This window comes from Aeromonas sp. 601039, assembly GCF_049174415.1.
In the GTDB taxonomy this organism is placed as follows: Bacteria; Pseudomonadota; Gammaproteobacteria; order Enterobacterales; family Aeromonadaceae; genus Aeromonas; species Aeromonas veronii_A.
The window spans coordinates 180722-201831 of sequence record NZ_JAAKTL010000006.1; the positions used below are offsets into that span (position 1 = coordinate 180722).

19 protein-coding genes and 1 tRNA gene are annotated in these 21110 nt (G+C 58.0%); 8 read left to right on the forward strand and 12 right to left on the reverse strand.

Translation table 11 applies throughout. From position 1 onward, the window contains the following. Window positions 1–59: 59 nt before the first annotated feature. The 3 genes from G5195_RS07825 to G5195_RS07835 form a co-directional block, all read right to left on the reverse strand. A complete protein-coding gene (locus tag G5195_RS07825) occupies window positions 60–308 on the reverse strand; it encodes a hypothetical protein (RefSeq protein WP_005340533.1) in 249 nt (82 codons plus the stop codon). A 309-nt stretch (window positions 309–617) separates the two neighbouring features. Then, entirely contained in the window at window positions 618–1667 is a 1050-nt protein-coding gene (locus tag G5195_RS07830; RefSeq protein ID WP_421222195.1) for an oxidoreductase, read from the reverse strand. A gap of 135 nt (window positions 1668–1802) precedes the next feature. Next, a complete protein-coding gene (locus G5195_RS07835) occupies window positions 1803–2966 on the reverse strand; it encodes a multidrug effflux MFS transporter (protein ID WP_421236003.1) in 1164 nt (387 codons plus the stop codon). Between the two features lie 238 nt (window positions 2967–3204). Between G5195_RS07835 and rdgB the strand changes: the two genes are divergently transcribed. Both rdgB and hemW read left to right on the forward strand, forming a co-directional pair. Next, window positions 3205–3801 carry an RdgB/HAM1 family non-canonical purine NTP pyrophosphatase gene (rdgB, locus tag G5195_RS07840; protein WP_005340539.1) on the forward strand — a complete coding sequence of 199 codons (597 nt, stop codon included), beginning with the start codon at window positions 3205–3207 and terminating at the stop codon, window positions 3799–3801. Window positions 3802–3891: 90 nt separating this feature from the next. Next, complete coding sequence (gene hemW / locus G5195_RS07845; protein ID WP_058056772.1) at window positions 3892–5037, forward strand: radical SAM family heme chaperone HemW; 1146 nt, start codon at window positions 3892–3894, stop codon at window positions 5035–5037. 215 nt (window positions 5038–5252) lie between these two features. Here the strand turns inward: hemW and G5195_RS07850 are convergent, their stop codons facing one another. Then, window positions 5253–5492, reverse strand: coding sequence for an alternative ribosome-rescue factor A (locus tag G5195_RS07850; protein WP_234926049.1), 240 nt, complete (start codon window positions 5490–5492; stop codon window positions 5253–5255). A gap of 214 nt (window positions 5493–5706) precedes the next feature. Continuing rightward, window positions 5707–6162: a Zn(2+)-responsive transcriptional regulator gene (zntR, locus tag G5195_RS07855; protein WP_005341244.1), complete on the reverse strand. Its 456-nt coding sequence runs from the start codon at window positions 6160–6162 to the stop codon at window positions 5707–5709. Between the two features lie 416 nt (window positions 6163–6578). On the opposite strand from zntR, the gene purH reads away from it, so the two are divergent. The 4 genes from purH (at window position 6579) to G5195_RS07875 (ending at window position 10762) form a co-directional block, all read left to right on the forward strand. After that, a complete protein-coding gene (gene purH, locus G5195_RS07860) occupies window positions 6579–8171 on the forward strand; it encodes a bifunctional phosphoribosylaminoimidazolecarboxamide formyltransferase/IMP cyclohydrolase (protein WP_123173754.1) in 1593 nt (530 codons plus the stop codon). Between the two features lie 114 nt (window positions 8172–8285). Further along, window positions 8286–9572 carry a phosphoribosylamine--glycine ligase gene (purD, locus tag G5195_RS07865; RefSeq protein ID WP_201987904.1) on the forward strand — a complete coding sequence of 429 codons (1287 nt, stop codon included), beginning with the start codon at window positions 8286–8288 and terminating at the stop codon, window positions 9570–9572. A 277-nt stretch (window positions 9573–9849) separates the two neighbouring features. Beyond that, window positions 9850–10224, forward strand: coding sequence for a cytochrome b562 (locus G5195_RS07870; protein WP_005349056.1), 375 nt, complete (start codon window positions 9850–9852; stop codon window positions 10222–10224). Further along, a complete protein-coding gene (locus G5195_RS07875; protein ID WP_421236004.1) occupies window positions 10205–10762 on the forward strand; it encodes a cytochrome b/b6 domain-containing protein in 558 nt (185 codons plus the stop codon). The genes G5195_RS07870 and G5195_RS07875 overlap by 20 nt, the downstream gene beginning before the upstream one ends. A gap of 164 nt (window positions 10763–10926) precedes the next feature. Here G5195_RS07875 and G5195_RS07880 read toward each other — a convergent pair. From G5195_RS07880 to rpsU, 5 genes are all read right to left on the reverse strand, one after another. Next, window positions 10927–11003, reverse strand: a tRNA-Ile gene (locus tag G5195_RS07880). A gap of 187 nt (window positions 11004–11190) precedes the next feature. After that, window positions 11191–13086 carry an RNA polymerase sigma factor RpoD gene (rpoD, locus tag G5195_RS07885; protein ID WP_263718854.1) on the reverse strand — a complete coding sequence of 632 codons (1896 nt, stop codon included), beginning with the start codon at window positions 13084–13086 and terminating at the stop codon, window positions 11191–11193. Between the two features lie 183 nt (window positions 13087–13269). Continuing rightward, window positions 13270–15057 (reverse strand): DNA primase, encoded by a 1788-nt coding sequence (gene dnaG / locus G5195_RS07890; protein ID WP_421223846.1) that lies wholly within the window; start codon window positions 15055–15057, stop codon window positions 13270–13272. An 88-nt stretch (window positions 15058–15145) separates the two neighbouring features. Then, complete coding sequence (locus G5195_RS07895; RefSeq protein WP_421223848.1) at window positions 15146–15589, reverse strand: GatB/YqeY domain-containing protein; 444 nt, start codon at window positions 15587–15589, stop codon at window positions 15146–15148. Between the two features lie 15 nt (window positions 15590–15604). Then, on the reverse strand, window positions 15605–15820 hold the full coding sequence (gene rpsU, locus G5195_RS07900) for a 30S ribosomal protein S21 (RefSeq protein WP_005309452.1): 216 nt from the start codon (window positions 15818–15820) through the stop codon (window positions 15605–15607). Window positions 15821–15999: 179 nt separating this feature from the next. Between rpsU and tsaD the strand changes: the two genes are divergently transcribed. Next, window positions 16000–17013: a tRNA (adenosine(37)-N6)-threonylcarbamoyltransferase complex transferase subunit TsaD gene (tsaD, locus tag G5195_RS07905; protein ID WP_323896500.1), complete on the forward strand. Its 1014-nt coding sequence runs from the start codon at window positions 16000–16002 to the stop codon at window positions 17011–17013. A 244-nt stretch (window positions 17014–17257) separates the two neighbouring features. Here tsaD and G5195_RS07910 read toward each other — a convergent pair whose 3' ends face one another. Together G5195_RS07910 and aspA are read right to left on the reverse strand one after the other, a co-directional pair. Further along, window positions 17258–18577 (reverse strand): anaerobic C4-dicarboxylate transporter, encoded by a 1320-nt coding sequence (locus G5195_RS07910; RefSeq protein ID WP_021229055.1) that lies wholly within the window; start codon window positions 18575–18577, stop codon window positions 17258–17260. A gap of 126 nt (window positions 18578–18703) precedes the next feature. Beyond that, on the reverse strand, window positions 18704–20146 hold the full coding sequence (aspA, locus tag G5195_RS07915; protein ID WP_005341227.1) for an aspartate ammonia-lyase: 1443 nt from the start codon (window positions 20144–20146) through the stop codon (window positions 18704–18706). A gap of 442 nt (window positions 20147–20588) precedes the next feature. Here aspA and G5195_RS07920 point away from each other — a divergent pair, with 442 nt between their 5' ends. After that, complete coding sequence (locus G5195_RS07920; protein WP_421223850.1) at window positions 20589–21065, forward strand: FxsA family protein; 477 nt, start codon at window positions 20589–20591, stop codon at window positions 21063–21065. Window positions 21066–21110: the final 45 nt, after the last annotated feature.

Sequence of the window (21110 nt, forward strand, 5' to 3'; positions counted from 1 at the left end):
ACAGATAAAAAAACGGGCCCGAAGTTGCCTTCGGACCCGTCTTCGAATGAGGTGCAGGCTTAGTTGGCCTTGGCATCGCTCACTGCAGCTTCAACCTTGGTAGCGGCTTCGGTAGCAGCTTTTTCTACGGTTGCAGTCGCTTCGGAGGTGGCCTTCTCTACGGTAGAGGTGGCTTCGCTAGCGGCTTTTTCTACAGTGGCAGCAACTTCGGCGGCCGGAGCAGCAGCAGGAGCGGCAGCTTTTTCTTCTTTCTGACCGCAAGCAGTCAACATCAGACCCAGGATACCGGCTACCAGTACTTTGTTCATGTGCATTCCCTCAAAAAAAGATGGAGAGATGGTCTGTGCAACCATCACAGCGCCCACCGTTGCCCGGTATTGAAACAAGAAGCCGGGAGGCAGCAGGCGGGCGCAATATAGCCCCATTAGTTACCGATGAAAACGGATATCACAATGACATTTTTTCGTGCCGTGGATAAAAAGCTCCACTGCAACGACTGATATCAATACAAGATGCCGTTAAATAGCGCTAATTGCACAATAAAACACCACTTTATTGCCATCTTGTGGCGGTTTAACAAGGTCAAGGTTGGTCAAGCGCGGCCGATGGCCCACACCTTAGTCAGACAGCTTCTGACAGGGCAGTCGTTTTCCCTCAAGGTGGCTCTGACGGGCCAGATCCAGCAGCGCCATCACCGCCAGCGCTTCACTTGCTGGCACCGGGTCGCTCCCTTCGCCCTTGATGGCGGCGCAGACACCGCGATAGTAGGCGCCATAATCCCCCGCCTCACCCACCACGCTCTGCTGCTGTAACTGACCATCGACAATGCGGCTGAGCTGACCGGGTTCACTATCCATGCCCCAATCCGCCGCCGGTGGCCGCAAGCCCTGCTTGAGTTGATCTTCCTGCACATCCATACCGAATTTCACGAACGAGCCCTGGCTGCCGTGAATGACAAAGCGCGGCATGGTGGCCGAGACCAGACAGCTGCCATGCAGAATAACCCGCAGAGCACCGTAACCCAGCACCACATGGAAGTAGTCGTCCGCCAGTGCGCCGGGGCGCTGCTCGGCCAGATCGGCCTGTAGCCAGTCCGGTTGGCCGAACAGCTGCAGCGCCTGATCCAGTACATGGGGGCCGAGATCGAACCAGAGGCCGGAACCCGGGCCACCCGCTTCGCGCCAGCGCTGGCGCACTTCGGGGCGATAGCGATCGAAGTGGGATTCGAACTGGGCTATCTGCCCCAGACTCCCTTCTACCAGCAGACGGCGCACGGTAAGGAAATCCCCGTCCCAACGGCGGTTGTGGAAGATGCTGAGCAGTCGCTGCTGCTTTTCGGCCAGTTCGACCAGTGCTTGCGCCTCGGCCAGATCCAGTGCAAAGGGCTTGTCGATCACCACATGTTTGCCTGCCAGTAGCGCCTGGCGGGCGAGGGGGGCATGGGTGTCGTTGGGGGTGGCGATCACCACCAGATCGACGGTCTCATCGCTTAGCACCTCCTCCAGTGAACCGACCCGGCAGTCGGGCAGATCGGCCTGCACCTTGGCGGCATCGCGACTCACCACCCAACTCAGGGACAAGCCCGGCGTGGTGGAGAGGAAGGGGGCGTGAAAGGTTTTGCCTGCAAAGCCATAGCCCACTAGGGCTGCGTTGAGAGTGTGGCTCATCGGGAGTTCTCCGCTGACATCGAGTGAGTGGGGTTGCCATCGCAGGCTCTCTGCCGGATGGCCATTCGTTGTAAAGGCGATACAAACGAGAAGGGGGCCGATGGCCCCCTGAGTGTGCCCATCAGAGCACAGGATTTATTGCAAACACAAGCGGCGACCGCGTCGGGTCATCAGCATCACCAAGGGCGGCAGCAGCAGCCACATATGCAGCGCCAGCTGGCTCAGCGGGTCGTGCATCAGGGCGCCGGTCAGGCCAACCAACGCGCCGGATCCGCTCATCTGGAACAGGCCGAGCAGGGCAGCGGCGGTACCGGCGCAGTGGCCGAACGGTGCCAGCGCCATCCCGGCGGCCGAGCCCAGAATCATGGCAAAGCCGATGCTGGAGAGGAATACCGGCCCCATCATCGCCAGCGGATGTTCGATGTGCATGGCCAGAGTCAGGGTGATGGCCGAGAGCATCAACACCAGCAGGCCGATGCGCAGAGTGCGTCTTGGCCCCACCTTGGCGATAAAGCGTGGTGCCATGAAGCAGGCCAGAATGTTGAGCGCGGCGTTGGCGGTAAACCAGTAGCTAAAGCCGCTCATATCGAGCCCCAGTTTCACCATCAGTTGTACCGGCGCGGCGGTGACATAGGCGAGGATCACCGCCATCGCCAGCATGCACAGCGCCGCGTTGAACAGGAAGCTGGGGGAGCGCAGCACCGGGCTGTAGCGGGACCAGCTGATGAGGGCCCCTTCGTTGCGGGTCTCCTCCGGGCGGGTCTCCGGCATCCGCCACATCAGCCAGCTGCCGACGATAAGCGCATAACCGGCCATAAACCAGAAGTTGGCAGACCAGCCCGCCTTGGCGGTGAGCCAGCCACCGAGCAGGGGGGCCAGCGCAGGAATAAAGCAGATGGCGCCATTGAGATAGGAGATCATCTGACCGCTCTTTTTCGGGCCGTAGCTGTCACGTACCACCGAGAAGGCGGCGACCGAGGTAGCGCAGGCGCCGAAGCCCTGCAGCACTCGCGCCAGCATCAATTCGCCGAGGCTGGCGGCAAAACCGGCCCCCAGCGCGCTCAGGCCATAGAGCAGCACGCCGCCCAGGGCGATGGGCTTGCGACCGTAGCGATCGGCCAGCGGGCCAACAAGCAGTTGCCCCAGCCCCATGCTGAACAGGAACCAGGTGATGGTGCCCTGCATCAGTGTCACTTCGGCGCCCAGCTGCTCGGCCATCTGCGGAATGGCGGGCAGGTAGATGTCGATAGCCAGCGGACTGAACAGCACCAGTAGTACGAGCAAAAGTATCAATGGCATCTGTCACCTCTTTAGTCAGCCAGGTTAATGAATTGGGGCGCGAGTCTACTGACTCACAGTAATGAATAGAAATGGTATTTAATCACTTTGGTTATTCCATTATGGAAACATGTATTAAAAAGCTGGTTATTCGATGGCGGCAAATCCCCCGCAACCCCATCACAGCGGGTGTAATTGACGCTTTTACTAAACGCTTGCGCCGCATAGAATGCGCAGATTATTTTTGCGGAGGTGCTCGATGAACAAGCTTGTCCTGGCAACAGGTAACCAGAAAAAGGTGAAGGAATTGGCCGCCATGCTGGCCGATATGAAGATCCAGGTGATCCCACAGAGCGAGTTTGCGGTCTCCGATGCCGATGAGACCGGCACCACCTTCGTCGAGAATGCCATCATCAAGGCCCGCCACGCCGCCCGTATTACCGGTCTGCCCGCCGTGGCCGATGACTCCGGTCTGGAAGTCGATCTGCTGCAAGGGCGCCCCGGCGTCTACTCCGCCCGCTTTGCCGGTGTGGGTGCCGGCGACAAGGCCAACATCGAGAAGCTGCTCGGCGAGCTGCAAGGTGCCCCCGAGTACCTGAAGAGCGCCCGCTTCTGGTGTGTGCTGGTCTATATGCGCCACGCTGACGATCCCACTCCCATCATCTGTCAGGCGAGCTGGGAAGGGATGATCATCGACGAGCCGCGCGGTCAGCACGGTTTCGGCTATGACCCGGTCTTCTTCGTGCCGGATCACGACTGCACCGCCGCCCAGATGCCAGCCGAGCTGAAAAACCAGCTGAGCCATCGCGGTCAGGCGCTGGCCAAGCTCAAAGCGGCGCTGGCTGCGGCGCACTGAGTCACTTCGCCACCTTGTCGGTTACACACGGTCAATTACACATAGTCATCTACAATGGGGGCCTTGAGCCCCCGTTTTATTGGAAGCCCCATGCTGCAACTGCCGCCGCTCTCTCTCTATATTCATGTGCCCTGGTGCGTCCAGAAGTGCCCTTACTGTGACTTCAACTCCCATGCCCAGAAGGGGGAGTTGCCTCACCTCGAATATGTCGCCGCTCTGCTGGAGGATCTGGATCAGGATCTGAAGTGGGCGCAGGGGCGGCCGCTCTCCTCGATCTTTATCGGCGGCGGCACCCCCAGCCTGCTGACGGTGGAGGCGATGCAAGCCTTGCTGGACGGGGTACGGGCCCGCATACCGCTCACCGCAGATTGCGAGATCACCATGGAGGCCAACCCGGGCACGGTGGAGGCGGACAAGTTTGCCGGTTTCCAGCGCGCCGGTATTAACCGCATCTCCATCGGCGTGCAGAGCTTCCAGCAGGAGAAGCTGACCCGCCTCGGCCGCATTCACGGCCCGGAAGAGGCCCGCAAGGCCGCCGCACTGGCCCATGCCATCAAGTTGCCTACCTTCAATCTGGATCTGATGCATGGTCTGCCGGATCAGAGTCTGGATGACGCCCTTTATGACCTGCAGCAGGCTATCGACTGCGCCCCGCCGCACCTCTCCTGGTATCAGCTCACCATAGAGCCGAACACGGCATTTGCCTCCAAACCGCCCAAACTGCCGGAAGATGACACCCTGTGGGATATCTATGAGCAGGGCCACGCCATGCTCACCGCCAGCGGTTATCGCCAGTACGAAATCTCGGCTTACGCCAAAGAGGGCTATCAGTGCCATCACAACCTCAACTACTGGCGCTTTGGTGACTATCTGGGGATTGGCTGTGGCGCCCACGGCAAGGTGACCGATCTCGCGAACCAACAGATCCTGCGCACCGCCAAGGTGAAGCATCCGAAAGGGTATCTGGACAAGAGTCGCCCCTATCTGGACGAGCAGTGGCAGGTGACGGCAGACGATCTGCCGCTCGAATACTTTATGAACCGCTTCCGCCTGTTTGAACCGGCCCCCAAGGCGGAGTTCGAGGCCTATACCGGCTTGCCGCTGGAACGGGTGGAGACAGTGCTCGCCATCGCCCAAAGCAAGGAGCTGATCGAGGATTTGGGGGATAGCTGGCAGCTCACTTCTCTCGGCCATCGCTATCTGAACGTATTGCTCGAACTGTTTATGGATGAGTGAAAACTGGCTCACGATCTGGCTGCGAAGCCGTGATCAAGGTTCATGCGCTGCTCGGAAGCCTCACGTATCTCTATACGCTCCGGTTCCTGCGCTGCTCTTCACCTCGCTGACAGCTTCTCGCGACAGGTCGTGAGCCAGTTTTGGCGAACCGTGTTTCGAGATAACAATCAGGGCGCCAATGGCGCCCTGATCGTTTATGGTCGGTAGAAACCCGCTCAGCAGCAGACGCTGATCATCTGTTGTTGGCCGGGCTCCCACCGCTTGCCAAATTTGGCCTTGCGCTGGTAACTCCCCTTGCCCTTCTTGTTGCGCTCGACCCGGCTGCGAAACAGGGGATCGGAGAGCAGGGCATGCAGATGGTTATCCTTTATCTCGCCGCGCTGATGGGCATAGCTGCCCCCTTGCGCATTTTCCTCACGGGGGAGGGCGGGTTGGTCGACCCGGATCTTGGCCATGATGGCTCCTCTTCTTTTCTCTTGGTGTGTTGATGCTTGTGTCTGGATGGCGGTTTTCGCTGCGGGCGCCTGTTCAGGCTAACGCCCGGCAACCGGATGCACTGGCACCGGTTAAAAACGCGGCGATTTTGTCACCAAATTGCCGCCGGAGCAATGCGTCGGGCGCGCCGAGTCAGTCACTCTGAGCCAGGCACGCTCAGTCAGGCATACCATGTCAGCCGTGAACCGGGTCATGCTGGTCGTGGCTGTGGTGCTCGTGATGGGCCGGGGCGCCAGATTCCAGCGTCTCGAGGATGGCGCAGTGCTCCGCCGAGCGGGGGCCGCCGCAGCAGATATTGGAGAGTTCGCGCAGGTTGTCGCGAAAGCGGGTCAGTTCGATGATCTTCTGCTCCACCTGGGCCAGCTTGGTGTCGGCCACTGCTTTCACCTCCTGACAGGTGACTTTGGCCTTGTTGGTATCGAGGTCGAGCAGTTCGCCGATATCGGCCAGCGAGAATCCCACCGACTTGGCGCGAATGATGAACTCCAGCCGTCGCTTGTCCTGTTCGCTGTAGAGACGGTAGCCGGATTCGTTGCGGATCCCCGGTGAGATAAGCCCGTTCTTCTCGTAAAAACGCAGGGTATCTGCCTTGACCCCGCACGCCTTGGCCAGTTCACCGATCCGATACATGCCCTTTTCTCCCCTTGAATGTATGCCGCCACAAAAACCGGAATCCACTATCACCCCTTTGCCCATGGATTGCCAGCCAATGGCATAAAAGGGGCAGATAAACATCTCCTGGCGACCCTTTTTCCCATAAAACACTGAAAGTGCAAACGTTTCGAGAAAATCAAGTAGAAAACGTTTAACGCCGCGCCAAATAAGGCTTTGCTGTTTCAAAAAATCCACCACGGGTCACATTTTTTGTGTAGAATACGCGCCCATAACAGAGCGCCGCACCAAGCGGGCATTTCCTAAAACGCTTTTGCCGGATGTCGGGGCGAGAGTGGTTTGCGAAATCCCCCACTTCCATTTATTTGGGGACTCTCTGTGTTGAGCCTCGCCTCCCATGGAACGGTCCCCGTTATGTTGAGGACGATAGTGTGATGGAACAAGCTCGACCCATTCGCCGTGCACTGCTGAGTGTGTCTGACAAAACTGGCATTCTGGAATTTGCCAAGGCACTCAACGAGCGTGGTGTTGCCCTGCTCTCCACGGGCGGTACCGCCAAGCTGCTTGGCGAGGCGGGTCTGCCGGTGACCGAGGTCTCCGACTACACGGGTTTCCCTGAAATGATGGATGGCAGGGTCAAGACCCTGCATCCCAAGGTTCATGGTGGCATCCTCGGCCGTCGGGATCAGGATGACGCCATCATGGCCCAGCACGCTATCTCCCCCATCGACATGGTCGTCGTCAACCTCTACCCCTTCGCTGCCACCGTGGCCAAAGCGGGCTGCACCCTGGCCGATGCAGTCGAGAACATCGACATCGGCGGCCCGACCATGGTGCGTTCTGCCGCCAAAAACCATAAAGATGTCGCTATCGTCGTCAAAGCTGCCGACTACGATCGGGTTATTCGCGAAATGGATGCCAACGGCAACAGCCTGAAACTGGCCACCCGTTTCGATCTGGCCATCGCAGCCTTCGAGCACACCGCCGCCTATGACGGCATGATCGCCAACTACTTCGGCACCATGGTTCCTTCCTACGGTGACAACAAGGAGGGTGACGAGGAGTCCCGTTTCCCGCGCACCTTCAACAGCCAGTTCATCAAGAAGCAGGACATGCGTTACGGCGAAAACAGCCATCAGGCTGCAGCTTTCTATGCCGAGGAGCATGCCGCGCCGGGTTCTGTCTCCAGCGCTACCCAGTTGCAGGGCAAGGCGCTCTCCTACAACAACATCGCCGATACCGATGCGGCGCTGGAGTGTGTGAAGGAGTTCGACGAGCCAGCCTGCGTCATCGTCAAGCATGCCAACCCCTGCGGTGTGGCCATCGGTAACGACCTGCTGAGTGCCTACGATCGCGCTTACCAGACCGACCCCACCTCTGCTTTCGGCGGCATCATCGCCTTTAACCGTGAGCTGGATGGCGCCACTGCCGCTGCCATCGTTGCCCGCCAGTTTGTCGAAGTGATCATCGCCCCGACCGTCAGCCAGGAGGCCCGCGATGCGGTCGCCGCCAAGCAGAACGTGCGTCTGCTCGAATGCGGTCAGTGGACGGCACCGGCGCAAGGCTTTGACCTCAAGCGTGTCAACGGCGGCCTGCTGGTGCAAGAGCGAGATCTCGGCATGGTGACGCTGGGCGACCTGACCGTGGTCAGCAAGCGTCAGCCGACCGAGGCCGAGCTGCAAGATCTGCTGTTCTGCTGGAAAGTGGCCAAGTTCGTCAAATCCAACGCCATCGTCTACGCCAAAGATGGCCAGACCATCGGCGTCGGCGCAGGCCAGATGAGCCGTGTTTATTCGGCCAAAATCGCCGGTATCAAGGCGGCGGACGAAGGGCTGACCGTGGCGGGCTCCGTGATGGCCTCCGATGCCTTCTTCCCGTTCCGCGACGGTATCGATGCTGCCGCGCAGGCCGGTATCTCCTGCGTGATCCAGCCCGGTGGCTCGATGCGCGATCAGGAGGTGATCGACGCCGCCGACGAACACGGTATGTGCATGGTCTTTACCAACATGCGCCATTTCCGTCATTGATGGGTCAGGGGCTGCCGATGGCGGCCCTTTTGTTGTCTCTTTTCAACTGACTATTTCCACTGACTGACGGCCCGAGTGGCCGTCCAGTGACCACAAATAGAAGCGAGCGATACGATGAAAGTACTGATCATTGGCAACGGTGGCCGCGAACATGCTCTGGCCTGGAAGGCCAAACACTCCCCACTGGTACGTCACGTTTTTGTGGCGCCGGGCAACGCAGGCACCCAGCTTGAGCCGGGTGTCGAGAACGTCGCCATCGAGGCGACCGATATCGAAGGGCTGCTGGCCTTTGCCAAAGAGAAGCAGGTCGGCCTCACCATCGTTGGGCCGGAAGCGCCGCTGGTGAAAGGGGTGGTGGATGCCTTCCGCGCCGCCGGTCAGCCCATCTTTGGCCCGACCGCTGCCGCTGCCCAGCTGGAAGGCTCCAAAGCTTTCACCAAGGATTTCCTGGCCCGTCACGCCATCCCGACTGCCGAGTACCAGAATTTCACCGAAGTGGAGCCTGCGCTCGCCTACTTGCGCGAGAAGGGCGCCCCCATCGTCATCAAGGCCGATGGTCTGGCGGCAGGTAAGGGGGTGATTGTCGCCATGACCTTGCAGGAAGCGGAAGACGCGGTGCGCGACATGCTCTCCGGCAATGCCTTTGGCGAAGCGGGCTCCCGTGTGGTGATTGAGGAGTTTCTGGAGGGGGAAGAGGCGAGCTTCATCGTCATGGTCGATGGCGAGCACGTGCTGCCGATGGCCACCAGTCAGGATCACAAGCGGGTTGGCGACGGTGATACCGGCCTCAACACCGGCGGCATGGGGGCTTACTCCCCGGCGCCGGTAGTGACCGCCGAGGTACATCGACGCGTGATGGAGCAGGTGATCATGCCGACTGTGCGAGGCATGGCGGCCGAGGGCAACGTCTACACCGGTTTCCTCTACGCCGGTCTGATGATCGACGGTGCAGGCAATCCCAAGGTGATCGAGTTCAACTGCCGCTTTGGCGATCCCGAGACCCAGCCCATCATGCTGCGGATGCAATCCGATCTGGTGGAGCTCTGCCTGGCCGCTTGCGCAGGCAAGCTGGATCAGAAAGAGGCCATCTATGATTCCCGCGCCGCCATCGGCGTGGTGTTGGCGGCGGGAGGCTATCCCGGCGATTACAGTACCAATCACCCCATCAGCGGCTTGCCGGTGGATGAAGTGGCGGGTGAGAAGGTGTTCCATGCCGGTACCCGCCTGGAGGGCGATACCAGCCTGACTGCTGGCGGTCGTGTACTGTGCGCCACCGCCCTCGGCCACACCGTTGCAGAAGCCCAGCAGCGTGCCTATCAGCTCGCTGGCCGCATCAAGTGGGATGGCGTCTTCTACCGCAAGGATATCGGCTGGCGCGCCATTGCTCGCGAACAGGAGTAACTGACGCAAGCCATTGGCCAGCTGATTCAGACCCCGCTACGGCGGGGTTTTTTGTCGCTGTTTACCGCTTTCAACCATCCCCATGGTGCGTGTCACCTGCGTTCAATCAGTTACCAAGCGCAAACAAGCGCGGCATATCCGTCACTATTTGCCACAAAAAACAGCATTTTTCACAAACGTTTCACCATGAGTCATGGCATCATGCTGGTGATGAATTCTTGTTTGGATTCATAAGTACCCCTAACAATTCGAGCATGTCGTTATATAAGGAAATCCCATGTTGAAAACCGTCCGCCCCCTGCTGCTGCCCCTGATGTTTGGCCTGATGACCCTGCCTGCCGTGGCGGGTGATCTGGAACAGCCGATGAAGAAGATTGGCTTCAACTACAAGCAGGCCGTCAAGGCTGATGATGCAGCCACCATGGAGAAGCACATCAACGAGATGAAGGCCCAGCTGGATGTGGCCAAGCAGAAGAACATGCCGGCCGCCAAGAAAGAGAAATTCCTTGAAGGGATGAACGAGGTACAGACCGAGCTGGACGCCAGCCTGGCCGCACTCAAGGCGGGTGATGAGGCCAAGGCGCGCGAACATCTGGCCAAGGTCAACGACCTGAAGAAGGAGTACCACAAATATGCCAAGCAAAAAGGGTGAGCCCTTTCGCTGGGATGCGCTGGTTCGCCTGACCCACTGGGGCTTGGCGGCGGTCTGCATCGGCAACCTCTGGGTTAACGAAGCGGGGGAGGAGTGGCACGAGTGGCTGGGTTACTGCGCCATTGGGCTGGTCTCCTTGCGTCTGCTCTGGGGGCTTACTTTTGCCCGTGGCTACGCCCGCCTTGGTGCCCTCATCCCCAGCGGTGAGGATTTTCGCCAGCAAGCGCGCGAGATGCGTGAGCGGCAGCCTCCGGCACCGGGTCATCACGGTAGCGGCAAGCTGGCCGTGTGGGCGCTCTGGCTGGTTGTGCTGGCCACTGCTGGCAGCGGCTGGTTTCAAAATACCGAGACGGGATTTGAACTGGGGGCTGACGAGTGGCATGAGTGGTGCGTGGTGGCGCTACAGGGGTTGATTGGTCTGCATCTGCTGGCCATTGTTTTCACCTCCTGGCGTCAGCGCAGCAATCTGGTTACCCGGATGCTACCTGCCATCGGGCGTCGCTCGTCCATCCAGAGCGGCAGCAACGAGCAAACCTGAGGCTCAGCATTAGGCTCCTTGTCTCTGAGTGAGGCGCCTGATCCGGACCCTGCCCAGACCCACCCATGGCGGGTCTTTTCTATGGCCTCCTCGAGCTTATCACGGGACATTGCCCGATACGTAGATGCAAAAAGGCCGCTCATTATGAGCGGCCTTTTCTAATTTGGTGGCCCCTGGGGGACTTGAACCCACGACCAATCGATTATGAGTCGACTGCTCTGACCAACTGAGCTAAGGGGCCAAATTGTGCGTTTAGCGGCGTGGATTATAGGGGAAGAGGAAAGGGCAGTCTATAGGCATATCAACCACTTGGCGACTAATTGTCCAGGTCGATAGAGGGGGCAAAGCGGGTCGCAAGGGTAAATGCCAGACAAAACAAAGCCCCGCATGGCGGGGCTTTGGCAGAGCAGTTTGACACAGGGTCAGGACTATTCGTCCAGGAAGCTGCGCAGCACTTCCGAGCGGCTCGGGTGGCGCAGTTTGCGCAGTGCCTTGGCTTCGATCTGACGAATACGCTCACGGGTAACGTCGAACTGCTTGCCCACTTCCTCTAGGGTGTGGTCAGTGTTCATGTCGATACCGAAACGCATCCGCAGCACCTTGGCTTCGCGGGCGGTCAGGCCAGCCAGCACTTCGCGGGTGGCGTTGCGCAGGCTTTCGCTGGTCGCCGCATCCGCTGGCAGAGCCAGGGTGGTATCTTCGATGAAGTCGCCCAAGTGGGAATCTTCATCATCACCGATGGGCGTCTCCATGGAGATAGGCTCTTTGGCGATTTTCAGTACCTTGCGGATCTTGTCTTCCGGCATACCCATGCGCATGGCCAGCTCTTCCGGGTTCGGTTCGCGACCCATTTCCTGCAGCATCTGACGGGAGATACGGTTGAGCTTGTTGATGGTCTCGATCATGTGTACCGGGATACGGATGGTACGGGCCTGATCCGCAATGGAGCGGGTAATGGCCTGACGGATCCACCAGGTTGCATAGGTCGAGAACTTGTAGCCACGACGGTATTCAAACTTGTCTACCGCCTTCATCAGACCGATGTTGCCTTCCTGGATGAGATCGAGGAACTGCAGACCGCGGTTGGTGTACTTCTTGGCGATGGAGATAACCAGACGCAAGTTGGCCTCAACCATCTCTTTCTTCGCACGGCGGGCTTTGGCCTCACCGATGCTCATGCGACGGTTGATATCCTTGATCTGGGCAATCGACAGACCGGTTTCTTCTTCAATCTGCTGCAGCTTGCCGATGGCGCGCTGAATATCCTCGTCCATTTCAACCAGACGGGGAGACCAGGCTTTACCAGCCTGCTTCTGGTATTCGAACCAGGCAGTTTCACACTCGTTGTTGGTGAAGGCCGCGACGAAGGTTTTCTTCGGCATCTTGGCCTGCTCAACGCAGAGCTTCATGATGATGCGTTCCTGCACGCGGACGCGCTCCATCATTTCACGCATGTTGTTGACCAGGCGATCGAACTGCTTGGGCATCAGGCGGAATTGACGGAATACATCGGCCAGCTGGGCAATGGCGGCCTGGGTATCTTCGTGCGCGCGACCATTCTTCTGAATGGAGAGGCGGGTCACTTCATACTGGGCACGCAGTTCGCCGAACTTTTCACGAGCAACTTCCGGATCCGGACCGCCGTCACCGTCGTCGTCAGAGCTGTCGCCATCTTCGTCTTCGTCTTCTTCGTCTTCTTCATCTTCGTCGGCCAGATCGTCTTCGCCGAGCTCGGAACCGATATGCGTGGCGGTAGGTGCCATGTCTTCAGTTTCGTTCGGGTCAATAAAGCCAGAGATGATGTCAGAGAGACGGAGCTGCTCGGCTTCATACTTGTCGTACTGTTCGAGCAGGTAAGTAATTGCTTCAGGGTACTCGGCTACGGAGCTTTGTACCTGGTTGATACCGTCTTCGATCCGCTTGGCGATGTCGATTTCGCCTTCACGGGTCAGCAGTTCGACGGTACCCATTTCCCGCATGTACATGCGGACGGGATCGGTCGTGCGACCAATCTCAGATTCAACAGATGCCAGAGCCTGGGCCGCTGCTTCGGCAGCGTCCTCATCGGCGGTACCACCTTCAGCCATGATAAGGTCATCGGCATCCGGAGCGTTTTCAACCACTTGAATGCCCATATCGTTGATCATCTGAATGATGTCTTCGATCTGGTCTGAATCGACAATGTCTTGCGGGAGGTGATCGTTCACCTCGGCATAGGTCAGGTAGCCCTGTTCTTTACCTTTGGCAACGAGGAGTTTAAGCTGAGACTGCGGGGTTTGCTCCATAGAACTCATCCGGTTGGTGTTGCTAGGTTGCGCGTACAGTGCGCTGCTGCGCAAATAGCCAATTCTAATAGAAAACCGCCAGACATGCTATGTCTGGTTGCGGCGTCGGTCATGAGAAACCCCTGCCCGCAGTATTGTCGGGGCCAGGCGGTTATAAAAATTTTGCTTTTCATCCCGTCGATTCGGGCAACGCTATCCATATTGGGACTAATCACTCAAATATCAAGCCCCACTCTCATTTCTTTTCTCAATTTGCACCTCTCTTATCAGCATCATCAGCTCTTGGGTTTCTTCGGAGCTTAGTCCTTCCTGAGCCACTTTGGCCTGCAATTCTTCGATCCGCTGCTTCAGAAACTGGTTGATGAAGCCGACGAAGGTGTCCTGCAATTCTCCCAGAATATCCGGCTCCTGATCGAGTTTGATCTCCTCGAACAGGTCGTGCATGGCCAGCTGAGCAAGGATCTCTCCTTCCTTGGTACCACGCCAGTGTTCCAGCAGGATACCGGTTGTGATACCAGGCTGTGCCTGGATTTGCTGGTGCAGTTGCAGCAGGAACTTGATGCCCTGTACGCGTAGTCCGGCCAATTCCGGCATGGGGGGAAGCTCAGCCGTTACTGCCGGATATTGCACCATCAGTGCCAGTGCACGCCGCAGTGGTGTCAGCTTGGCTGCCTTGGGTTTGTTGACCTCGGCCTTGGGCTGACTGTTGCGAGCAAAGAGCTCGGCGATGCGCTGTTTGTTCTCGCCCCAACGCATCATGCTGGAGAGACGAGTGATCAGCCCTTCGCGGGTAAACCCTTCCGGAACGCGACGAATAAGCTCGGCGGCCTTGTTGGCCACTTCGAACTTGCCTGCCTCACCCGAAAGTGCGGCATCCCGGCCGAGACGCTCGAACATGAAGTCGGCGAATGGCTGGGCTTCATCGAGCAGGGCTTCAAAGCCCTCCTTGCCGATCTGGCGTACCAGCGAGTCGGGATCCTCGCCATCGGGCAGGAACACGAACTTCAGCTCGCGGCCATCCTGCAGATGAGGGAGGGCATTATCCAGCGCGCGCCAGGCGGCTTCACGACCGGCGTTGTCACCGTCGTAGCAGCAGACTACCTCGGCGGTGGTGCGAAACAGGGTGTGGATATGGTCGCTAGTCGTTGCAGTACCCAGTGCCGCCACCGCGTAGTCGATGTCGTACTGACCGAGTGCCACCACATCCATGTATCCTTCCACCACCAGGATCCTGCGCGGGTCCTTGTGTGCTTGCTTCACCTCGTAGAGACCGAACAGCTCCCGCCCTTTATGGAAGATGGGGGTTTCCGGCGAGTTCAGGTACTTGGGGGTGCCATCACCCAGCACCCGGCCACCGAAACCGATAACCCGGCCACGCTTGTCGCGGATCGGGAACATGATGCGATCGCGGAAACGGTCATAGCTGCCCGGGCCATTGTCACGGGTGATCAGCATGCCGCCCGAGATAAGCAACTGCTCGTGATCCCGGCTGGCGCCGAAGCGGCGGCGTACCTGATCCCAGTCACTTGGGGCATAACCGATGTTGAAGCGCTTGACTACTTCGCCGGTCAGACCGCGCCCTTTGAGGTACTCCACCGCGTGGGGAGCACTCTTGAGATTGCTCTCGTAGAAGCGGGCGATCTGGTTCATCAGCTCGAACAGATCCTTGCTAACAGCGGGCTGACTATTGGCCGAGCCGCCGATGCTCTGCTCGCGAGGTACCTGCATGCCCTGCATGCTGGCGAGCTCTTCGATGGCATCGGGAAATTCGAGACCGTCGTACTCCATGACAAAGCCGATGGCGTTGCCGTGGGCGCCACAACCGAAACAGTGGTAGAACTGCTTCTCCTGGCTAACGGTAAAAGAGGGGCTTTTTTCGTTATGAAAAGGGCAGCAAGCCTGGTAGTTCTTACCGGCTTTTTTCAGCCGCACTCGCGAGTCGATCAGCTCGACTATGTCTGTGCGTACGAGCAGATCGTCGATAAAGGATTGGGGGATCCTGCCTGCCATAACCGTCCTGTTTCATTGCGGAGAAAATAAAAAAGCCGCGCATTCCAAGGGAAGCACGGCTTCTTCGACCAAACAAGAGAGTTGCCTGTTACGCCAAGCTGGTTTTCACCTGAGCACTGACGGCGCCGACATCGGCACGCCCCTGAATTTTCGGCTTCAAGACAGCCATGACCTTGCCCATATCAGCCATGATGGCAGCACCACTTTCAGTGATGGCTTGCTCGATCAGGGCAGCAATTTCATCTGCGGTCAGCTGTTGCGGCAGGAATTCCTGTAACACAACGATCTCGGCGGACTCTTTGTCGGCGAGATCCTGGCGACCGGCAGCTTCAAATTGGCTGATGGAATCGCGGCGCTGTTTGACCATTTTGGTCACGACAGCGAGGATATCCTCATCATTCAGCTCGATACGGGTATCGACTTCACGTTGCTTGATTTCTGCCATCAACAAGCGGATCGCTCCCAGACGTGCCTTATCTTTGGCAAGCATGGCGAGCTTTTGCTGATCCTTGAGTTGATCCTTCAGAGACACGGCAATATCTCCCGATTAGTACAGGCGGATACGACGTGCGTTTTCGCGAGACAGCTTCTTGGCGTGACGCTTGACAGCAGACGCTTTGGCGCGCTTACGAATGGTAGTCGGCTTCTCGTAGAACTCACGGCTACGAACTTCGGACAGGATACCGGCTTTTTCGCAAGAACGCTTGAAACGACGCAGAGCAACGTCAAACGGCTCATTTTCACGGACTTTGATTACTGGCATGTGCCTTTCACCTCAGTGATAAATTGTTAGCTGACCTTCAATCGATCAGCATGTCTTAAAATGGTGCGAAATTATACTCTGGACAGGGAATGAAAGTAAACCCGCAGAGATCTCTCTGGTTTAAAAAACCCGCGAAGGTTACCATAGCCGTCTCATTTTAGCAGTGAAATTTTTTAGCAATGCGTGTATTGGGCATAGAGACATCCTGTGACGAAACCGGGATCGCGATCTTCGACGATCAAAAAGGGATCCTTTCCCATCAGTTATACAGCCAGGTCAAGCTGCATGCGGACTACGGTGGCGTTGTCCCCGAACTCGCCAGCCGGGATCATGTTCGCAAGACGATCCCGTTGATCCAGGCCGCATTGCAAGAGGCGGGACTGGGCAAAGATGACATCGACGGCATCGCGTATACCGCGGGTCCGGGTCTGGTTGGCGCCATTCTGGTGGGGGCGACCATTGGCCGCTCGCTGGCGATGGCGTGGAACAAGCCGGCTATCGCCGTCCACCATATGGAAGGCCACCTGCTGGCCCCCATGCTGGAAGAGAAAGCCCCCGAGTTCCCCTTCGTGGCGCTGCTGGTCTCCGGTGGTCACTCCATGCTGGTGCGGGTTGACGGCATCGGCAGCTATCAGCTGTTGGGCGAATCCATCGACGATGCCGCTGGCGAAGCGTTCGACAAGACCGCCAAGCTGATGGGGTTGGACTATCCGGGTGGTCCGCTGCTCTCCCGTCTGGCCGAGAAGGGCACTAAGGGGCGCTTCCACTTCCCCCGTCCCATGACTGACCGTCCCGGGCTCGACATGAGCTTCTCCGGCCTGAAGACCTTCACCGCCAACACCATCGCTGCCAATGGTGATGATGAGCAGACCCGTGCCGATATCGCTCGGGCGTTTGAAGATGCGGTGGTTGATACCCTGGCCATCAAGTGCCGTCGTGCCTTGAAAGAGACCGGTCTCACGCGTCTGGTGGTGGCCGGTGGCGTCAGTGCCAACCGTCACCTGCGTGCCCAGCTGGCCGAGCTGATGGAGAGCCTCAAGGGTGAGGTGTTCTATCCGCGCACCGAATATTGCACCGATAACGGCGCCATGATCGCCTACGCCGGTATGCAGCGCCTGAAAGCGGGCGTGTTTGAGCCGCTGGCGGTCAAAGCCGTGCCGCGCTGGCCGCTGGATACCCTGGAGCCGGTCTGATCCGACGGATCCCGCCTTCTGACGTGGTGGTGAGTACCATGGTGGCCTACTACTCCGGCAATCCGGCAGCGGTGGTTATAGCGCTGCTGGCACGCTGATGTGGTGTCTGCTGTCGCCGTGGTTGAGCCATACGGATAAGAGGTCAGCCCTCTTGCTTGCAGACAGCCAAGCACAGAGTAAAGAGATAAAAAAATCCCCGCCAACTGGCGGGGATTTTTTGTTTGGCGATCGGCAGACGATAGGATTACAGCAGGATGCCGCCGAAGAAGAAGCCCAGTGCCACGGCGATGGCGATGGTGGCGGTGCCCGGTACGAAGAAGGGGTGGTTGAATACCGCCTTACCGATACGGGTGGAGCCGGTGTCGTCCATCTCTACCGCAGCCAGCAGGGTCGGGTAGGTCGGCAGTACGAACAGGGCGCTCACGGCTGCGAAAGAGGCAATCGCAGTCAGCGGGCTGACACCCAGTGCCAGTGCGGCCGGCATCAACGCTTTGGTGGTGGCACCTTGTGAATAGAGCAGCATGGCGGCGAAGAACAGCACCACGGCCAGCAGCCAAGAGTACTGGTTCAGCAGGTCGCCAGCGATCAGCTGGATGGTGTCCATGTTGCCTTTTACGAAGACGTTACCCAGCCAGGCCACACCCAGTACGCAGATACAGGCGGACATACCGGACTTGAAGGTCGGCATGTTGGTGACCTGGGTGGCGTCCAGTTTGCACACCAGGGTCATGATGGTGGCCGCGGCCAGCATGATGCCCATGATGGCGCCGTCACGGGGGATCGGCGGGTTGGTGATCAGGCCCACTTTACCGGAGATGGCAGTGGCATAAGCCATGACAGCAACGATGGCGGCGATGAAGATCCAGACCGACAGCTTGGCGTACGGTTTGATCTCGAGCTTGGTAGTACCACGCAGTTTGATCAGACCCTTGGCTTTGCGCTCCAGATAGACTTCGTCCTGCTCCAGCGGCTTGCCCATCATGTTGGCAATGAAGGCGCCCAGGATACAGGCCAGGAAGGTAGAGGGGATGCAGATGGCCAGCAGGGTCAGGTAGTCAACACCAAACGGCTCGAGCATACCGGAGAAGGCAACCACAGCGGCAGAGATCGGGGAAGCTGTGATGGCGATCTGGGAGGCGACAACTGCGATGGAGAGCGGACGGGACGGACGGATCCCCTGCTCTTTGGCCACTTCCGCGATCACCGGCAGGGTGGAGAAGGCGGTATGACCGGTACCGGCCAGCATGGTCATCAGATAGGTGACCACCGGGGCGGCGAAGGTGATGTATTTGGGGTTCTTGCGCAGCGCTTTTTCTGCCAGGAAGACCAGATAGTCCATCCCGCCAGCCAGTTGCATACAGGCGATGGCACAGATGACGGACGCGATGATCATGATCACATCCCAAGGGATGTAGCTGACCAGTTGATCGCTCGGGATGGGCATGCCCAGACCCCACGTCAATACCAGTACCCCCAGACCACCGGCAAAGCCGATGCCGATGCTGCCTATCCGGGCCCCCAGATAGATAGCGGCGAGCACGACAAGTAACTCGATTCCAATCATAGCGATAACTCCATTTTTTAGTTTTTTGGTTTTTATTTGGCAAAAAGCCAATTCCCGATCGGGCTGGGGATAAAGACCAATCGGGAACTGACTTTATGGGCCGGGAAGATCCCGGCCCACACTCGCTTATACGGCAGCTTCGCGGGTGAAACGCTTGGCTTTGTATTGCGGGTTCATCAGGTTCTCGATGGAGAGAATTTCGTCCAGCTGCTCGGCGCTCAGCAGGCCGCGCTCAAGAACGACTTCGCGGACGTTCTTGCCGGTCTGGGCACAGATCTTGCCGACGATATCCCCTTCGTGGTGGCCGATGAAGGGGTTCAGGTAGGTCACGATACCGATGGAGTTCAGCACGTGATTCATGCAGATTTCCGGGTTGGCGGTGATACCTTCCACGCACTTCTCGCGCAGGGAAATACAGGCTTTTTCCATCAGGCTCAGTGATTCGAACATCGCCTGACCAATCACCGGCTCCATGACGTTCAGCTGCAGCTGACCGGCTTCGGCGGCGAAGGTGATGGTGATGTCGTTACCGAATACCTTGAAGCAGGATTGGTTGACCACTTCCGGGATAACCGGGTTGACCTTGGCCGGCATGATGGAGGAGCCCGCCTGCATTTCCGGCAGGTTGATCTCTTTCAGTGCGGTGCGCGGGCCGGAGGAGAGCAGACGCAGGTCATTACAGATCTTGGACAGCTTCATGGCCAGACGCTTGATGGCGCCGTGCAGCATGACGTAGGCGCCACAGTCAGAGGTCGCTTCGATCAGATCTTCTGCCGGCACATAGGCACGACCGGTGATCTCGGCCAGACGCTTGATGGCCAGTGCAGAGTACTCGGGCGGAGTGTTCAGACCGGTACCGATGGCGGTCGCGCCCAGGTTCACTTCCAGCAGCAGCTCCTGACAACGCTTGATGGACTTGATCTCTTCACGCAGGGTCACGGCGAATGCGTGGAACTCCTGACCCAGGGTCATCGGAACCGCATCTTGCAGTTGGGTACGGCCCATCTTCAGGATCTTCTTGAATTCTTCTGCTTTGGCATCAAAAGCGGCGATCAGTGCTTCCAGAGCATGCAGAGTCACGTCAGTGCTGTTGACCACAGCAACGCGGAAACCGGTCGGGTAAGCATCGTTGGTGGACTGGCACTTGTTGACGTGGTCGTTCGGGTTGATGACGTCGTAACGGCCTTTCTCCAGACCCATGATTTCCAAGGCGATGTTGGCCAGTACTTCGTTAGTGTTCATGTTGACGGAGGTGCCGGCACCTCCCTGGTAAACGTCGACCGGGAACTGGTCGAAGCATTTGCCTGTGTTCAGCATCAGGTCGCAGGCTTCTACGATCTTGTCAGCAATTTCAGGACGGATGGTACCGAGCTCGCCGTTTGCCAGTGCAGCAGCTTTCTTGGTCAGCACCATACCGCGGACAAATTCCGGAACGTCAGAAATCTTCTGAGAGCTGATCTTGAAGTTCTCGACAGCGCGCAGGGTGTGCACACCGTAGTAGAGATCATTGGAAACTTCTTTGGTGCCCAGCAGGTCTTCTTCAATGCGGACGTTCTTGATGTCGCTCATTGTAATGCCTCAGAAATCAGATAAATGGAAAAATCCTCACCGAGTGGTCGCGAGTTCCTTGCGCACAGCTCATCCTGAAGCACCACACATCGAGTGGGGCGGTAGGGAGAGTGACCTCCCGAAAAACTAATCAATATACTACTCCAATTGAGGTATCGGTTATTAGAGGTGGATCACTAAATTTGCGACATTTTCAAATTACTTTGAGGAAAGTACACATATGTTATGAAGTTTTTATCGTGATGATTTTTATATATTTTTGTGACTTTTTGCTGGTTTTTTAGATTGCTGATGACGTAGGAGTCAGTTGATCAACTTGAAAAAGGGGGGACGGCCCCCATTTATTCAGGGCAGAAAGTGGTGATGACGGGGCGGCAAAATCGCCTCTGACCATCGTTGGATGGGCGCCACTTTTTCTCAATTTACCGGTGCTGGAGTGGATATGGGCAAGTTGTTTTTGTTGTTGGTGGGTCTGGTTGTGCTGGAGCTCACCATGATGATCGAGGTCGGCTCGGTAATCGGGGCGCTGCCGACTGTCGGCTTGCTCATACTGACTGCGGTATTGGGCTCCTCGCTGGTGCGCAGTGAAGGGATCAAGACCCTGTTCAGCGCCCAGCAAAAGATGCAGATGGGCGAGATGCCGGGCCGCGAGGTGATGGGGGGCATGATGCTGGCGTTGGCGGGCCTGCTGCTGATTATCCCGGGTTTCGTGACCGACATGTTCGGTGTGCTGTTGCTGCAACCCTGGCTGCGCAACAAACTGGCTGACAAGCTGATCGGCAGCAGCCAGTTCCGGATGCAGATGGGCGGTTTCCAGCGTACTCAATCGCCGTTTGGCAACGCACCGTCCGATGATCATCTGGGGAACGCCAAGCAGGGCGGCACCACCATCGAAGGCGAATTTGAGCGCAAAGAGTGAGCGTAAAGAGTAATCGACGAAACGAAAACCCGAGGCGAGTGACTG

What these genes read in the sequence shown, in the direction of transcription:
- G5195_RS07825 (WP_005340533.1), bottom strand. Translation starts at nt 308, where the DNA reads ATGAACAAAGTACTGGTAGCCGGTATCCTGGGTCTGATGTTGACTGCT.
- G5195_RS07830 (WP_421222195.1), bottom strand. Translation starts at nt 1,667, where the DNA reads ATGAGCCACACTCTCAACGCAGCCCTAGTGGGCTATGGCTTTGCAGGC.
- G5195_RS07835 (WP_421236003.1), bottom strand. Translation starts at nt 2,966, where the DNA reads ATGCCATTGATACTTTTGCTCGTACTACTGGTGCTGTTCAGTCCGCTG.
- rdgB (WP_005340539.1), top strand. Translation starts at nt 3,205, where the DNA reads ATGAACAAGCTTGTCCTGGCAACAGGTAACCAGAAAAAGGTGAAGGAA.
- hemW (WP_058056772.1), top strand. Translation starts at nt 3,892, where the DNA reads ATGCTGCAACTGCCGCCGCTCTCTCTCTATATTCATGTGCCCTGGTGC.
- G5195_RS07850 (WP_234926049.1), bottom strand. Translation starts at nt 5,492, where the DNA reads ATGGCCAAGATCCGGGTCGACCAACCCGCCCTCCCCCGTGAGGAAAAT.
- zntR (WP_005341244.1), bottom strand. Translation starts at nt 6,162, where the DNA reads ATGTATCGGATCGGTGAACTGGCCAAGGCGTGCGGGGTCAAGGCAGAT.
- purH (WP_123173754.1), top strand. Translation starts at nt 6,579, where the DNA reads ATGGAACAAGCTCGACCCATTCGCCGTGCACTGCTGAGTGTGTCTGAC.
- purD (WP_201987904.1), top strand. Translation starts at nt 8,286, where the DNA reads ATGAAAGTACTGATCATTGGCAACGGTGGCCGCGAACATGCTCTGGCC.
- G5195_RS07870 (WP_005349056.1), top strand. Translation starts at nt 9,850, where the DNA reads ATGTTGAAAACCGTCCGCCCCCTGCTGCTGCCCCTGATGTTTGGCCTG.
- G5195_RS07875 (WP_421236004.1), top strand. Translation starts at nt 10,205, where the DNA reads ATGCCAAGCAAAAAGGGTGAGCCCTTTCGCTGGGATGCGCTGGTTCGC.
- dnaG (WP_421223846.1), bottom strand. Translation starts at nt 15,057, where the DNA reads ATGGCAGGCAGGATCCCCCAATCCTTTATCGACGATCTGCTCGTACGC.
- rpsU (WP_005309452.1), bottom strand. Translation starts at nt 15,820, where the DNA reads ATGCCAGTAATCAAAGTCCGTGAAAATGAGCCGTTTGACGTTGCTCTG.
- tsaD (WP_323896500.1), top strand. Translation starts at nt 16,000, where the DNA reads ATGCGTGTATTGGGCATAGAGACATCCTGTGACGAAACCGGGATCGCG.
- G5195_RS07910 (WP_021229055.1), bottom strand. Translation starts at nt 18,577, where the DNA reads ATGATTGGAATCGAGTTACTTGTCGTGCTCGCCGCTATCTATCTGGGG.
- aspA (WP_005341227.1), bottom strand. Translation starts at nt 20,146, where the DNA reads ATGAGCGACATCAAGAACGTCCGCATTGAAGAAGACCTGCTGGGCACC.
- G5195_RS07920 (WP_421223850.1), top strand. Translation starts at nt 20,589, where the DNA reads ATGGGCAAGTTGTTTTTGTTGTTGGTGGGTCTGGTTGTGCTGGAGCTC.